Origin of the sequence: Leptospira yasudae (assembly GCF_003545925.1) — a bacterium.
In the GTDB taxonomy this organism is placed as follows: domain Bacteria; phylum Spirochaetota; class Leptospiria; order Leptospirales; family Leptospiraceae; genus Leptospira; species Leptospira yasudae.
The window spans coordinates 178,646-193,508 of sequence record NZ_QHCU01000001.1 but is presented as its reverse complement, the minus strand read 5'-3'; the positions used below and the strand labels follow the sequence as shown (position 1 = coordinate 193,508).

Here is a 14,863-nt window from a genome sequence, read left to right as displayed (position 1 = left end):
GTGTTATCTTTCCAACCTCGGCGCATAAAAAAGGGAGAATCTCCGTTCCGCGTTCTACAGCGGAATTTGGAACATTCTCCCTTTTTTGTTAAACGAAGTCGTTTAACAAAAATTAGCCGCCGGGGCGATCGTTTTCGTCCGTGAGTCTGCGGATCTCGTTTCGTTTTCTCGGTTTGAACTTGTATTGATCCAAACGAGCCGGATCAAAGACGACCCATTTTCGGTTGGGAATATTGCGGACCAATTGGAACTGCACGGCTCCGTTGTCGCCGATTTCCGTTCCGTCGGATACGTGTGTTAGGTGAATCTGCTTGATGTCCGTCCAAAGAGCAAAATCCAATCCGACGGCCTTATCTACGATCTCGCGTTTGATCTTGCCGAAAACCAGATTGATCTTGTCCTTCTCCCCCCAAATCAGCGCGGAAGTTAATTCTTCGTTGGAGATAACGGACTGGATGTCGTCGTATTTGGTGATTAGAACGAGAATCTTATTATCGGGAAGGGATTTGAGAACGTAGGGAAGGTCTCTCGCGATGATTTCCAATTCTCCGTCCGAAAAGACGTGATCGGTAAAAAAACCGAGCGAGGATTTTTTAACGTATTTGAGATTTCCTAAAAGATCCTTCCACTGTTCGGGAGTGAGCTGCGTAGGATGCGAGAAAGCGCCGGGAGCTACAAATTCGTCGAACTGATCCACTTTGGAAGGGCTGATCTTAAAATATGCGACTTCTTCCGAATTGTAGAGCAGATTTTGATTTCTGGTCCAAAAGAAGAAGCTTCGCTCCTGAACCCAGGAACACTGAACGAAAAGAAAGACGAGGAATAAGCTGAAAAATTTGAATGTTAGTTTCATTTGGAATTTTGATCTACGAACTCTTGAAAAACCGGATACTTGTTTAGAAACTCATCATTGGTATAAAGGTTCACAATTTTGTCCAGTCCCGATAGTCGAAACACCGAGTTCAGGGATTTATTGAGGCCGAAAATATTGACGGTTCCGTTTTTTTCGCGGATTTGATTTCTAACTTTGATGATGATGCCGATTCCGGAGGAGTCAATGAATTTGACCTTTCCTAGAAAAAAACTGATGATTTCCGGATTTCCGGTTTTTACGGATTCTTCGAATTCGTAGTAGAAATCCCGCGAATTATCCATAAGAATATCTTCAAGAACGCTAAGAACGATGTGGTTCTCCCGTATCTCGCTGCGGATTATCATCAGATCGAAAAAACACCTGGAAGAAAGGTCTGTCAAGAAGTAAAATGGATCAGTATCTTTCTTGATTTATTTCTCAGAACTGCAAATTTGAACAAGAGACGCGGGATTGCAAGGGTTGCATTATGGCTGAGTTCGATAAGACGAAACGCTCCATCGGAGTGAACAACCTGGATGATAAGGCCAGGAAAGAAATGTTTGATAAATTCCAATCGGCTGGCGGGAAAGTCGTCAACGAAAAGGATAAAAAGAAAGAAGAAGCCGCGTCCAGAAATCAACCCAACATTCGTCAAGGTCAGAGAAGTCAGGCCGGAGGACGAGATTCTTCTTCCCGAGGCGGAAGCGGCGCGTCTTCGCGCGGAGGCGCCGGCGGAGGAGCGAAGGGCGGCGGTTCGGTCGCTCCCAAAGGCCCGAGTCCGAGAGATAGAAAGGCTCTCGAAGACGAGATGGGGAACTTCATCAACCGTCTTTCCGTTCGGATTAAATGCTGGCTGGGAAGAGTCACCGGATTCTCCTCTTCCGAATTGCTTCCCGGTTTTATGTCGGAGTTCAACCTCTCCGGAAAAAAATCCCTTCTCGAACTCAACTTCGTAGGAAACGATATCCTCGGAAATCCCGCGTATGCAGGCAAAATCGCGAAGGAACTCGACGCTCAAAATCCTCTCTACATCGAACTTTTAGGGAGAATGCACAAGATCTACGATAACGGAGAAGTGAATCAGGTCCTAGAGCCGCATAACGCGGCGCCCGATCTTCCGGTGTCGATTTCGAGAGTTAAAGATCCGTTATATTCGATTTTTAGAAAATTATACTATGTTTATCCGTTTCAGGGAAGTTACGTCAAGGCGATCACCCTCGGCTACGCGGCCTTGGAAAAACTCGAAGGCAAACCTTCCAGCATTTACAATACGAAGAAGAAGAGAGCGCTTCAGGAATTCGATTATCTGTTCGGAACTCTCTTTGAAAAACTCTATCTCGTGGTTCTCCGCAACGAGAATAAGAACATTCCTCTCTTGAGTAATACGATGGAGGCGATTCTCGGAATCGTTCCCGAGGAAAAACCGGGTCAAAGACAACAAGGTGAAGAGCTGGATGAAATCTCCGGAGGCGCCGCGCCCGAAGAGGAGGCTCCGGTAGAAGAGAAAAAGGAAGAAACCAATCCGGAGGATTCTCTCAGCAAGGAACTCAAATACGGTTTGAAGCTGATGAGAATGCTGCCGCTCGATCAGCTCCGCAAAAAGCACGATCCGAGAGGGGAATACGAGATGATTCCTTCGGGGGACAAGGCCTTTTTGACCTGGCTTTTCTTTAAGGAATTCGACTCGGAATATTCCTTCGTAATGACCACGAAGAAGATCGAAATCAAACCTACGATCGTGAACGGTTCGAAAGTGGATTACCGTGAAAAGATGATCGACCTTTACGAAACGACGAGAGCTTCGATCGAACAGTTCCGAATCTACGATCAATATTACAAAGAACTAAAGAACCATCTTAAAAATCCGGGAGCCAATTACATCGAGGCTTCCAAAAAGACGACTTCTTTGGAAACGAAACGAAGCCAGCAGTCCCGCAACGTTCGTGTGACCGTAAAGGAATTCGTGGAAAAGACCTCCGAAATTCTGGAAAAGCTGATCGCGGATATGAAATCGAAAAAAGAGATCGTGACCAACATGGACGAGCTCATGACGTTCGATTTGATGGAATCGAGAAGAAGGCTGAATAAAAAACCGATCAAACAGTGTATCATGGAAGCGTATTGTTTTGCGATCGCGTTTGCCGGTCGTCTGGAAAGCGGAGATCTTTTCGGAGGCGTCACGGAACTTTCTCCCGAAGAGATGGAGAAAGAATTCGGCATTAAGGCGGAACAACCGGCAGGCGGAGAATCCGATCTCGGAGTTCCGGGCGGCGGCGCGGGAGCGGCTGAAGGAAGCGCGGAAAACATAGACGCGGATTCATTGGGCGTCGATCCTTCTATTTTAGGCGATTAGAAGGCGGTATCGATTTTGGCATCCGCAAAGGTTACGCTTTTTCAAAAACAGATTCATAAACCCGTTTCGAACGATCAGAAGTCCAAACTCTCCAAGGAGAAGTCGGACTTTCTTCTTTTTCCGGAATATTTCCCTTTTTACGATTCTTCCGCGGCTCCGGAAAAACTTTCCGAATACGCGAAACGTTATTCGGACGAGTTGTTGCAGATTTCCGAATATTATAAAGGTGTAATTATCGGCGGTTCCATGTTCCGCAAGGACGAAGCCGGAAAGCTGAAGATCAGCATTCCGATCGTTCAAAACGTGGTCGTGGTGGATTGGTACGACAAACGGGAGCTTTTCCCGGAAGAGTCCGCGGCGGTCGCGGGGGATGCGGAAACGATCTTTATCATGGGCGGTTTTCGTTTCGGGATCGTGGCCGGGAAGGAGATTTTCAACGAGGCCCGTTTCGAAGAACTGAAATCGCAAAACGTGAACCTTCTGTTTCATATCGATTCCGTTTTGGAATCGGATTCCACACATGCGCAGGATTTGGAACGTTATGCGAAATTATCCTCGAAACACGGAATCTTTATCGCGAGAGTAAGCGGAGTCGGTTCCGCGCTCGGCCGCGCCGGAATCGGAAGAAGCCTATTGTCCACTTCGTCCGGAGTGAATTGGAAGGTCGCCGAATCCGAAAAAGACAAGGAAGTCGTCAAAACCGTTACGATCAACGGCGTGAACGGTTTGTTTTAGAATAAATTAGACCGTTTGAAAACTTATCGGAACCACCAAGGAATCTATGCAAATCGTCTATGAAATAACGTTGGATGATATCATCAATTTCAACGATTACCATTTCCGAAATTCAAAACTCTCCCGGAAAAAACGGTTCATCGTAAAACTGATCATTCCTATTTGGACGGTTCTCGTCTTTTTCGTTTTAAACCGAAACGATATAAGCGGAATTTCTCTTCTGTATAATATTCCGATTTTCTTATTTGCCGTAGGCTGGTTCTTTTTTTACGATCGTCTGTATTTTTGGAGACTCAGAAAAAACGTAGCTCGTATGCTTTTGGAAAAAGAAAGCAAGGGAATGATCGGTACGCATAAGATCACTTTGACGGACGACGTTCTTACGTTTGAAACGTCTCACAGTTCCTCTAATTTTAAATTAGGTTCCCTCACGGACGTGGTCGAAACAAAAGAATATCTTTTTTTATACGTTACTTCTTTGAGCGCTTTGATCGTTCCGTTGAGCGCATTTCAAAATTCGGAAAAGGAAGAATTTTTAAAAAGAATTCGAAGCTTTGTGGCTTAAACGAATATTTCGATTTTAAAAAGCCGTTCCAGGAACGGCTTTCCGATTTTTCAAAGCAGGTTGTGATCCTTCATTCCGCTGTATAAGGTCTGGATCGTAACCTTCAAGATCGCCGCCATCGGAACCGCGATGAGCATTCCTACGAGTCCTAAGGCCGCACCGCCCACCGTGACCGCACCGACTACTACGATCGGATGTAAGGAAACCGAACCGGAAATCACGACCGGTTGAATGAAGAAGTTATCGATGATCTGCGCGATCAAAACCACGATTAAAATCGAAGTCATCAGCTCCGTCGCTCCGGTTCCTCCGATGACGAGCGCGAAGAACAAGGGAGGAATCGCTCCCATGATCGGTCCGAGATACGGAACGGAATTCGCAACTCCCAAAAACAAACCGAAGATGTAGAAATACGGAAGGCCGATGAAATAAAAACCGAGACCGGAAACTGCGCAGATGATCGCTCCCTGGATCATGAGGCTTTTGAGATAGTTGGTCAACTGCTCGTTGATCTTATACGTCACCATCAAAGCCATTTCGAAATAACGGTTCGGAATCAGAGCGATCAGATTCTTATACATCCCGTTTCCGTTTAACAAAAATAAAAACGCGAATAGGGGCGTGATAATCATATAACCGATCAAAGTCGGAACGTAGGACACGAAACCCTTGACTTGTTCGTGCATCAATTCCGCGATGCGTTTGATGAGTTCGTCGGGACGGATCGTTTCGTTCCATCCTGCGGGAAATTCGTTGAACTGAAGATTGACGGTCACGGTTAAGTATTTGAACTTCGCATCGTCCAGGTCCTGTTTCCAGTTTTTCAAAAGAGGATTCAACGTGGAAACGATCGGTGGGGCGACCGAGTTGATGAAGAGATAGATCGGAATGCTGATGACCAACATCAAAATCGCGATCGAAAGAATTCTCGGGACGCCCAGACTTTCCAGATTGTTGATCGTTCCGTTGAACGCGTAAAAGATCAATAAGGCCATAACCATCGGAACCGCGAGAAGCTTCAGACCCCAAAGCGATACGACGATGGTAAAGGCTACGATGAGAAAGAAACTCGTCCGGATGAAATATTCGGAGAGTTCTTTTCTTTCCGGATCACGCATTCTTTTGTTTTCCTCGGAAGTAAGCCTTTTCCAACAAGCCGTTGGTTCTATGAAGTCGTTCCACGATCACCGTGGAAAGGCTCATGAGAATTTCGATGCCGATTCTCGGTTTGGTTTCGATGATCTCTTTGAGATCGGGTTGGAAGAATCCGAGCAACGTCGTTTGTTCGAGAGCGATCGCGCTCGCGGTTCTTCGTTCCTCCGTAAACAGGGAAAGTTCTCCGAAAAACGCGTGTTGGTCGAGATGCGCGAGATCGAGTTCGATTCCGTCGCGCACCGAACGGATCACAACGGAACCGTCGTAGACGAGATAAAATCCGGCTCCGACTTCTCCCTGACGAAAGATCGTTTCTCCTTCCTGATATTCCCGAACGTGCACCATCCTTGCGATTTCGATCAGGGTTCTTTTTTTCATTCTTCCGAAGACGGAAGTTTCCCTTAGAAAATGAATGATTTCCTTGTTGTTCGCTTCTTTGCGATTGAACAATTTTCTCCAGATGGGCAGATCGAGCGCTTTCAAGAAATTATTTCTCCTCTTCCAGCTTCATCGTGAAGATGAGAATCGTCAATCCGATCGTCACGCAGGAATCGGCCACGTTGAACGCGGGCCATCTGGAAAATAAAAGGAAGTCGGGCCAGTCGAAATCGAGAAAGTCCACGACTCCGATGTATTCTCCGATGTTGGGTTGAAATCCGAAACGGAATCCGGTGCCCGGAATTTTTACGAAGAATTTATCGAGGAAGTTTCCGAAAGCTCCGGCCATCACGAGGTTCCATCCCCAAGGATTTCCGAGATCGAAATTCTTCCATCGATAACCGATGAGAAACACGATCGCGACTCCGGTCGCAACGAGAGAAGGAATCGCGTTGTCCTGAAACGCGCCGAATACGAATCCGGTGTTGAAGGTCAGAGTGATCCGGAAGAAGCTGCCCATTACTTCCAGATAACGATGAGGCTGAAAGTAAAGAATGACGACGAACTTCGTCACAAGATCCAATACGATTCCGATAAAGATGACTCCTAGATAAAGAGGGCGATAGACGTCTAAAAATCTTTTTTCAAAATACTTCACGAAGAGGTTCCTTTCTTTTTAAGTTTGTTTTTCCAAAATGAATAGATGAGTATAAGTCCGAAAAATCCGGAGGTTCCGAAGGCGCTCCAACTTTGGATTTCCATTCCTTTTTCGAGATAATAATTTCCGAAGTGAATTCCCGCAATCAAGAATCCGGAATACAAAATCTGATGCCCGAGAACATACATCTTCCGAGTGTGGCGTTCCACTTCCCGGAGCTGGATTCCCTGTCTGCCTCGGTTGATGTTCTGGAGTACTTTATAAAATTCTCCCGGAATGGAAAGCGTGTTTCCCAATAGATTCTTATCTTCGTTTAACAAAAGAGACTCCAGTCCGCCTTCTTTTCCGGTGGCGACAGTCCGGAACGGTTTTTCTCCGTAGTCTAAAACGGTTCTATAAGGATCCAGGATCGCTGTAATCCCTACCAGTAAACCCAGGACCCGTTCCAGGAAAATGAAATTTTCCGGGATCTGGATCATTCTAAAGATTTCCTTGAGGCTGGAATTGATCTCCTTCAAAAAGAGCCGGTCTTCCCGCGTATGGATTTGATCCAGGGAAAGATTGCGGAAGTAATCCGTGTCCGCCACAAAACGACCCAACTTCTCCAGAGAATAACGAACGACTTCTTCGAGTTTGTCCCGATCCGCCGAGGCCGATAACGCGCCTATGTCTTCGAGACCGGAAACCACCCCGTAGTAATCCTTTGCGATCGCCGAAAGAAAAATCTTTTTTAATGCGAAGACGCCTCCCGCTCCGATTTCGCCCACCGCGCCGAAGTCGATAAAGCAGAGTTTCTCATCGGGAGTGTAGATGAGATTTCCGGGATGAGGGTCCGCGTGATAAAAACGATATTGAAAGATCATCAGCACATACGCACGCACGAGAAGTTCCACCGGTCTCGACTTGGCCTGTCCTTTTAACACGGGAATCGCGCGCGTGATCTTTACTCCTTCGATGAACTCGGTGACAAGAACGCTCTTGCCCGAAAATTGTCGGATGACTTTCGGAAAAACATAGTCCGGTTCTTCGGCGAAGAGTTGTCTCATCCGATCATACGAATCCGCTTCGAGTTGCAGATCCGTTTCTCTCGTCACGAGATGAGTGATCTCGTCGTGGATCTTCTTGTATTCGAAACGGAAAAGATAGCGGTTGATTCTTTTTAAGAAGGAGCGGATGTTTTTCAGGTCGTTTGCGATGAGAGTTTCGATTCCAGGATACAAAACCTTGACCGCGACCTTTTGTCCGCCGATGGAAGCTACGTGAACCTGAGCGGTGGACGCGCTCGCTTCGGGCGTGTTTTGAATGTCCGGAAATACTTTCGTGATTTCTTTTCCGAACTCGGAACGAAACCGTTCTTCGATTTCGGAAAACGGATGAGGAGGAACCCGATCCTGCAAGTCCTGCAAGGATTCGGTGAACGAATCCGGAAAGATATGGGAAAGATTGCCGAGATACTGGCCGAGTTTGATATAAACTCCGCCCATGGATAAAAAGAAGTTTCGAAAATCCTCTCCTAAAGCGCGGAAAAATTTTTCCTGAACGGCGGGGTCTCGATACGAAGAGAAAAGAATTCTTCCTAATTTAAAAAACCAGAATATAGCCCAGATTTTTTTCCAGACGAAAGAACTCGCGTTCCAAAATCTCCAGGCGCTGCTATGCCGTTTGTAGGATTGGGTTTCCTGAGGTTCGGCGGTTCCGGTTGTGGAAGACACGAGCATAGATGAAACTTCTAAACCTCTAGGATTCTTTTTTCGGCTCCTTTCCGGATCGTGTCCAGCAGGGTAAGAATTTGCAGATTCTCCTCCATATCTCCCGTGATGTCGGAAGATTTTCCGGTGAAATGCCGGTGCAGAGAATCGTATAGATTGAGAAACGGATTCGAGCCTGCGGAAGATTTTTCGGAAATTGAAACCGGAGTCAAACTTTTAAATCCCTTGTATTTGCGAGAAGGTTTGGATTTCCAATAGCGGACCTCGTCGTTCCCCACGAGGAAGCGGGCCGATTCCGTTTGAATGTCCAACTCGAACTGGAAGTAATTCCGCATTCCCCCGGCCTCCAGAAAAACGGTTTCCCCGTTCGGATAGGTCATGAGGGCCAGAGCTTGTTCTTCCACGGGAGAATCGGGATAGGACCGCAAAACGGAAACCACACGGTCGGGCATTCCCAAATACCAGGTAAGAAGATCGACCGCATGAGTTCCGTCATGAAAGAGCGGGCCGGTCTTGTCCAAAATCGCCCGGCCCGGATTGCGAGCGGACGTAAGAACGGACGCGCGGATGGTGCGAACCGGCCCGTAGGTTTCCTCTTGAATCCACCGACGGACTTGTCTGTATACGGGATGATATCTTCTTTCGTGATTTACCCGAAGATCGGTTTTCGTTTCCCGGCAAAGTTTTGCGAGTTTGCGCGCGAGAGGCAAAGAATGGCAAACCGGTTTTTCCACGAGCAAACGTCGAAAGCCGAAGTCGATCGCCTTCTTTGCAAGTTCGTAATGTGTTTCCGAAGGGGTTGCGATAATCACAAGGCAGTCGGCAAGGTCGAAGTTGTCTGGGTCCGTGTTGGAGTTCCTACGTTTTCCGTCGGAATTCAAAGGGAAAGGGGCGGACGACTTCTTGTCGGAACTTGTCGCCTTCGATGAAACGCGCTTGTTCATCGAGGTAGGGATCTTTTTTTTTGAAACGGACAAATTCAATCGGACTTCCGTTTTCGAACCGCGGCTCATATTATCGTTTCTGTTTTGCGGAGAATGGAACGAGGCGGACCAATCTTTAAAATCGGAAAAACATGCTTCTTTTGGAATATTCCAATCTTTGCAAAAACGATTTCTTCGTTCTTCGGAAGGGTCGATCGCTCCCATCAGGGAGAATTTGTTCTTTCCCCAGGGAGAAAAGATCGTTCCTGCGTGCGTGCAGGGACGATTGCGCAAAGTATCTTTTTCCAACAGTGACGCGATGCGTCCGAGGCCGATGAGTAAGACGGGAATGCGGGGCAACGTTACTTATGCTTCGACCAAGGAACGGCCTTTTCCAATTGGGCGCTGAGACGAAAAAGAATATCTTCTCTTCTTCTTGCGGCGGTAAACTGCAAACCTAACGGAAGTTGATCGCTCGTTTGACCGATCGGAAGTGAAACCGAGGGTTGCCCCGTAAGATTTGCGAGCTGTGTAAAGGGAGTTCGAGAAAGACTTGTTTCCACAAGTTGATCCACAAGACCGGAAGCGAGCAGCATTCTTCCCAAACCGAGACGACCCACGACTTGCATCGCGATCTTTTCGCCGAGTTTCGGTTCCAGTTCGCCGATTTTAGCGGGAGGCATCGCGGTCGTAGGAGTGAGATAGACGTCGTAGGTTTCATGGAAGGTTTCCATCGCCAAAGCGGCCTTGTCCCATTCCTGCAAATTGAGGACGAATTCTCCGGCGGAAACGGTTCTTCCTAAAAGCGCGAGAATCCAAGTCACCGATTCGACATCGCTCATTCTCGCTTTGCGTTTGAGAATCGGCTCTAAGTTTTTCATCTGCGCCGCCATTTCTCCGAAGTACATCGTGATGAACGCGCGACCGATCGCCTTGCCGTCCACGGGCGCGTCTTTTTCCTCCACCTTATGACCGAGAGAATGCAAAAGTTTCGCCGTATGAACGACCGATTCCACACAATCTGGATGAACCGGAGTTCCGATCGGAGATTGAGTGGAGAATGCGATCCGCAGTTTGCCGGGAGGTTTTTTAATTTCCGCCATATAACCGGTCTTAGGCGAATCAAAGGAGAACGCGCCCGCGTTTTCGATTCCGCCTAACGCGTCCAGAAATGCCGCGCTGTCGCGGACCGTTCTCGAAAGAACGTGATCCACCGAAGCTCCCTGCCAAAATCTTCCGAAATACGGACCGACGGGAGTTCTTCCCCGAGTCGGTTTTAAACCGAATAACCCGCAATAGGCGGCGGGGATTCGGATCGAACCGCCTCCGTCCGAAGCGGTCGCAACGGGAACCATTCCTGCGGCGACTGCTGCCGCGGAACCTCCGGAAGAACCTCCCGGAGTTCTTTCCAAGTTCCAAGGATTTCGCGTCGGACCGTGAAACTTCGGTTCGGTGATTCCCATGAGCGCGAATTCGGGAACGTTTGTCTGACCGAGAAAGATCGTTCCCGCTGCTCTGAGTCGTTTTACGAATTCGGAATCGACCGGAGAAATATAATTTCGAAACGATTTGGAGCCGGATGTAAGAGGCGCACCCGCGATCGAATGAACGATGTCTTTGACGAGAATCGGAAGACCTTTAAACGGACCGTCGGGAAGTTTTGATTTCGCGTTCTTCTTCGCTTCGTCATAAAACTTCGTGATGACCGCGTTGAGTCCTGGATTTACGGATTCGATCCGTTCGATCGCCGATTCCACGAGTTCGCTCGGATGAACCGATTTTTTTCGAACCAATTCGGCAAGACCCAGAGCGTCATAATATGTGTATTCTTTAAAGGATTGTGGCATAGAAGAACTCCGAAAAGAAGGTTGAACCCCGGGAACCGGAAAGGGTCAAGATAAAAAGGACGTTTTTAGGATTCCTGGAAAATCAGGATTCTAAAAATGTGGATATACACTTCCTAAAAAAACCGATTGAATATTATAAGATGGTCTATTGATATCCGATGATTTCCAGAATTCATAAAATACCCTGTTTCATATTGATCTTCCCTTTGTTCCTTTTCGGAGATTCCGCTTTGGACAGCGAATTTCTACGAGCCGTTCAGGAAGGAGATCCGAAGAAAGCGCAGATTCTCATCCAGGCGGGGGCCAATGTGGACGCGACCGATTCCAGAGGAAAGACCGCTCTGATGATCGCCGATCACAGACCCGAAGTAGCGGAAGTGTTGATTCGTTCGGGCGCAAACGTAAACGCTCAGGATGAAGACGGAAGTTCGGTTCTTCTGGAAAGTCTTTCGGGACTTTTGGACGTCAAGGTTTTAGACATAGACGATCTGGCCGTCCCCAAACGATTGATCGAGTCGGGTGCAAAGTTGGAATATCTTTCCAAAGTCGACGCGACGAAGACGATTCCGGTTTCCATCTTAAACGTTGCGATCCGTCATGGAAATCTCGTATTGGTTCAGTTTCTGGTTGAAAATCACGCCGAGGTCAATTTCGACAAAGGAAATCCGGAAGAATTTCCCCTTTTCCTCGCGTGCGGAGCCGGAACCTCCCAGGCAAATTATTCGATCGTGGAATATCTTTTAAAACACAACGCTAAGCCGGATTATACGAGTCGTCTTCACGAGAAGATTGTGGAAGGAAAATCGATTCAAGTCGGAGTCGACAATGCGCTTCATTTTCTTACGGAAGAATCCGAAGTCGATCCGAGGATTCCAGAGCTTCTCGTCAAATCCGGCACGAACATCAATCATAGAAACGCGGAAGGAATCACTCCTTTGCTGCAGGCAATCCTCAAAAAAAGAATTTCGTTGGCGGAAAAGTTTCTCGAACTCGGAGCCGATCCGAACCATTCGGATGTTCACGGGAGAAGTCCTCTGGAAGAAGCGCGTAAACAAAAGCTCGACGCTCTTGAAACGCTCATTCTGAAAAAGGGCGGAGTTAAAGAAAACGGAGAACGATCTCCTCAATAACGCGTCGATTTCTGCAAGCCCTCGGGCATTCGGCTCGAATTCGGATTTCTCTTTAAATTTTCAGATCGACGCACGGATTTTTCATCCGAACTTCAACGCGTTTCTTTTTATCATGTCGCATTAACTGATTTCTTGCTAATCGGAAATTGCTCCGGTATACTCCTCCTCCTAATTTCATAAACTCCGTATAAAACCCTAGAATAGTAGGAAACGATCATATTCTCGCCTCTATTGTCGTATTCGAAGTCTTTTGAAACCGGAGTATACGTTATCTCATATCGGACGTAGATAAAACGTACGTCCGTAAAAGTTCTTATATCGGCGGAAAAAGATGAAAACAAAAAAGGCTTGGATCGTTGTAAATATGGAAGCGTATACGATCCTATTTACGATTATCATAGCCGCGTATTCTTTTAACAAATTCGAAAGGCTAAAACGACTAACGAGAAAAATGAAAGGCGTATACGCGCAAAAGAAACATCGTTCTCACTCTATCGCCGTATACGCGTATACGCTTTTACGATGTCCGCTTAAAAAAAGTTTCTGTGCTTAGAAAACGATCAATGATAGTATACTGATGAGTCGCCTAACAGCGCGAAACTCGATGAAATAATTTACTGGTTGTTAGGTTCTCCCGTTCTGAAAGTTTTGTCTTTAACTGATGTTAACTTGCGGAACGAATAAGCATAAAAAATTGATTTCGTTTGAACGGCGAATGATTGGAATTGCACGGTCTAAATGTCACCAGAGGTAAGACGGAAAAACAAAAGTAAATATCTAGGACAGTTTTTTACACCCGAAAGGGTCGCGGATTTCCTGGTTGATTGGGTTCTGGGAGCGGAACGAATCGCTTCTCCGGAAGGACAAAAGCGTATACTGGATCCCGCGATCGGAAACGGAGTTTTTTTCGAAAGCATTCTCGATAAGAAACCGGATCTAAATGCGGAATGGGTCGGTTACGACTTGGATTCGCAATGTCTTCTGTCCAGCCGATCTGCGGTTGAAAACAGAATCTCCAAAACTAGTATACTGAATTTTTACGATCGCGATTTTCTACTTCGAGAAGAGGAAAGAAAATACGACGTTATCCTTTGCAATCCTCCCTATCGCAAGATCAGCGATAAAAATTATTCCAAGGAACTGATTCAACAGTTCGGAGGAAAATCGGACCGGAAACTTCCCGGAACCGCCAATCTATACGTATTCTTTCTATTAAAATGTTTGAATATGATAAACGAAGGAGGCCGCGCCGCCTTTCTCGTTCCTCAGGATTTTTTCAATTCGGGTTACGGGGTTTTCATCAAATCCGCGCTTCAGGAATCCGGTCTTCTGCATTCTTTGTTTCTTTTATCTCCCCAGGACAGCCTTTTCGACGAAGCGGTGACGAGTTCGTGTATTCTTTTATTAGAAAATTCTGATAAAGTTAAGAAGTCCGGCTTCTATTGGACCAGACTCAAACCTGGATTTTTTTCCGAAAAAACGGAGATCCTTTCCGGTTCCGTGGAATCGATCCAAAGGGAATGGATTCCCTTCCCTGATCCCGAAGCGAAGTGGAGTCCGATCTTTCATCGTATGGAAAAAAAGATTCAAGTGAGCGAGCGAAAGCCCGACTTTGAAAACGAAAAAGGGGAACACTACGTTCCTCTTCTCGAGTTCGGAAAGTTCACGAGAGGAATCGCGACCGGAGACAACGACTTCTTTCTATTCACGAAGGAAATGGTGGAACATTCCGGAATCCACGAAAAATATTTCAAAGCCTGTATTCCAAAATCACAATATGCAAGAAATCGAATCTTCTTGAGCCGAGATTGGGAAGAACTCAGCCGCAAAGGGGCGAAGGTTTGGCTTTTGGACGTGAAACTCGAATTGGACCCGAACGATTCTCTCGCTTTGCAGAATCATCTTCAATCGGGAATCACGAGAGGGGTTCACCAAAGATTTCTTCCTTCCCGAAGAAAGAATTGGTATACGCAGGAATCCAAATCCGCGGCTCCGATTCTTGCTTCCAGTTTTCACAGAACCGAAGTTCGAATCGTTCGGAATTTCAGCAGCGTAGTTCACTTGACTTGTTTTCACGGATTCAATCCGGCCCCGCAGCAAGAGGAGTGGGTGGACGCGGTTTATGCGTATCTGATTTCCTCGAATTCCAAAAAGGATCTCGAAACGCGGAGAAGGGAATATGCGAGAGGTTTGTGGAAAGCCGAACCGGGCGATCTGAATTCTCTTTGGGTCCCCGATTTCCGAAAACTTTCCGCGCCGATCCAACAAGAATTGAAGGCTCTCGTTGCCGGTTTGGAACAAGCCCGTTCCTCCTCCGAAAAAGAAACGGCGATTCTCCATCGAATCGATACGATCTTTAAAGAAGCGCCCATCTAATTCGCTTCCATTCGATGAATTGCCGCTCCGTTGCGCGCAAATTCGGATTTTCCCGTAATTGAGAGAACGAAAGGAAAGTGTAGGAACTCCTTCATTTCCCTTGGAATCGGAAATTTCCTCCTAGTCGGAATTCTTCTTTACTCGCCAAGAATGTGACTGATATGTCATTCTAAAATTAAAA

12 protein-coding genes and 2 pseudogenes are annotated in these 14,863 nt (G+C 46.8%); 5 read left to right on the top strand and 9 right to left on the bottom strand.

What is annotated here, in order from left to right; genetic code table 11:
• Positions 1-112 precede the first annotated feature (112 nt).
• Both DLM76_RS00895 and DLM76_RS00890 read right to left on the bottom strand, forming a co-directional pair.
• Positions 113-853: an LA_1326/LA_4305 family lipoprotein gene (locus tag DLM76_RS00895; protein WP_118956312.1), complete on the bottom strand. Its 741-nt coding sequence runs from the start codon at positions 851-853 to the stop codon at positions 113-115.
• Positions 850-1,218, bottom strand: a complete 369-nt coding sequence (locus DLM76_RS00890; RefSeq protein WP_118956313.1) for an STAS domain-containing protein — start codon at positions 1,216-1,218, stop codon at positions 850-852. The genes DLM76_RS00895 and DLM76_RS00890 overlap by 4 nt, the downstream gene beginning before the upstream one ends.
• A 122-nt stretch (positions 1,219-1,340) precedes the next feature.
• Between DLM76_RS00890 and DLM76_RS00880 the strand changes: the two genes are divergently transcribed.
• The 3 genes from DLM76_RS00880 to DLM76_RS00870 are packed head-to-tail and all read left to right on the top strand — an operon-like array spanning position 1,341 to position 4,506.
• Positions 1,341-3,206, top strand: a complete 1,866-nt coding sequence (locus DLM76_RS00880) for a hypothetical protein (protein WP_118956315.1) — start codon at positions 1,341-1,343, stop codon at positions 3,204-3,206.
• A 15-nt stretch (positions 3,207-3,221) separates the two neighbouring features.
• On the top strand, positions 3,222-3,941 hold the full coding sequence (locus tag DLM76_RS00875) for a carbon-nitrogen hydrolase family protein (protein ID WP_118956316.1): 720 nt from the start codon (positions 3,222-3,224) through the stop codon (positions 3,939-3,941).
• A gap of 46 nt (positions 3,942-3,987) precedes the next feature.
• Complete coding sequence (locus DLM76_RS00870) at positions 3,988-4,506, top strand: YcxB family protein (RefSeq protein WP_118964126.1); 519 nt, start codon at positions 3,988-3,990, stop codon at positions 4,504-4,506.
• Between the two features lie 50 nt (positions 4,507-4,556).
• On the opposite strand, the gene DLM76_RS00865 is transcribed toward DLM76_RS00870, so the two are convergent.
• From DLM76_RS00865 to DLM76_RS00840, 7 genes and pseudogenes are all read right to left on the bottom strand, one after another.
• Positions 4,557-5,624 (bottom strand): AI-2E family transporter, encoded by a 1,068-nt coding sequence (locus DLM76_RS00865; RefSeq protein WP_118964125.1) that lies wholly within the window; start codon positions 5,622-5,624, stop codon positions 4,557-4,559.
• The gene (locus DLM76_RS00860) at positions 5,617-6,144 is read right to left on the bottom strand and encodes a cyclic nucleotide-binding domain-containing protein (protein WP_118956319.1); all 528 of its coding nucleotides are present in this window, start codon (positions 6,142-6,144) and stop codon (positions 5,617-5,619) included. Before DLM76_RS00860 ends, DLM76_RS00865 begins: the two co-directional genes overlap by 8 nt.
• A 4-nt stretch (positions 6,145-6,148) precedes the next feature.
• Positions 6,149-6,697: a lipoprotein signal peptidase gene (locus DLM76_RS00855; RefSeq protein WP_118964124.1), complete on the bottom strand. Its 549-nt coding sequence runs from the start codon at positions 6,695-6,697 to the stop codon at positions 6,149-6,151.
• Positions 6,694-8,415, bottom strand: a complete 1,722-nt coding sequence (locus tag DLM76_RS00850; RefSeq protein WP_118956321.1) for an ABC1 kinase family protein — start codon at positions 8,413-8,415, stop codon at positions 6,694-6,696. Before DLM76_RS00850 ends, DLM76_RS00855 begins: the two co-directional genes overlap by 4 nt.
• 11 nt (positions 8,416-8,426) lie before the next feature.
• Positions 8,427-9,239: pseudogene (locus DLM76_RS22110) on the bottom strand (Gfo/Idh/MocA family protein); the annotation flags it as partial.
• 201 nt (positions 9,240-9,440) lie between these two features.
• A pseudogene (locus DLM76_RS22105) lies at positions 9,441-9,689 on the bottom strand (hypothetical protein); the annotation flags it as partial.
• A gap of 2 nt (positions 9,690-9,691) precedes the next feature.
• Complete coding sequence (locus DLM76_RS00840; RefSeq protein ID WP_118956323.1) at positions 9,692-11,176, bottom strand: amidase; 1,485 nt, start codon at positions 11,174-11,176, stop codon at positions 9,692-9,694.
• A gap of 158 nt (positions 11,177-11,334) precedes the next feature.
• Between DLM76_RS00840 and DLM76_RS00835 the strand changes: the two genes are divergently transcribed.
• Both DLM76_RS00835 and DLM76_RS00825 read left to right on the top strand, forming a co-directional pair.
• Positions 11,335-12,306 carry an ankyrin repeat domain-containing protein gene (locus DLM76_RS00835; RefSeq protein WP_118964122.1) on the top strand — a complete coding sequence of 324 codons (972 nt, stop codon included), beginning with the start codon at positions 11,335-11,337 and terminating at the stop codon, positions 12,304-12,306.
• A 738-nt stretch (positions 12,307-13,044) separates the two neighbouring features.
• Positions 13,045-14,682 (top strand): HsdM family class I SAM-dependent methyltransferase, encoded by a 1,638-nt coding sequence (locus tag DLM76_RS00825; RefSeq protein ID WP_118964121.1) that lies wholly within the window; start codon positions 13,045-13,047, stop codon positions 14,680-14,682.
• Positions 14,683-14,863: the final 181 nt, after the last annotated feature.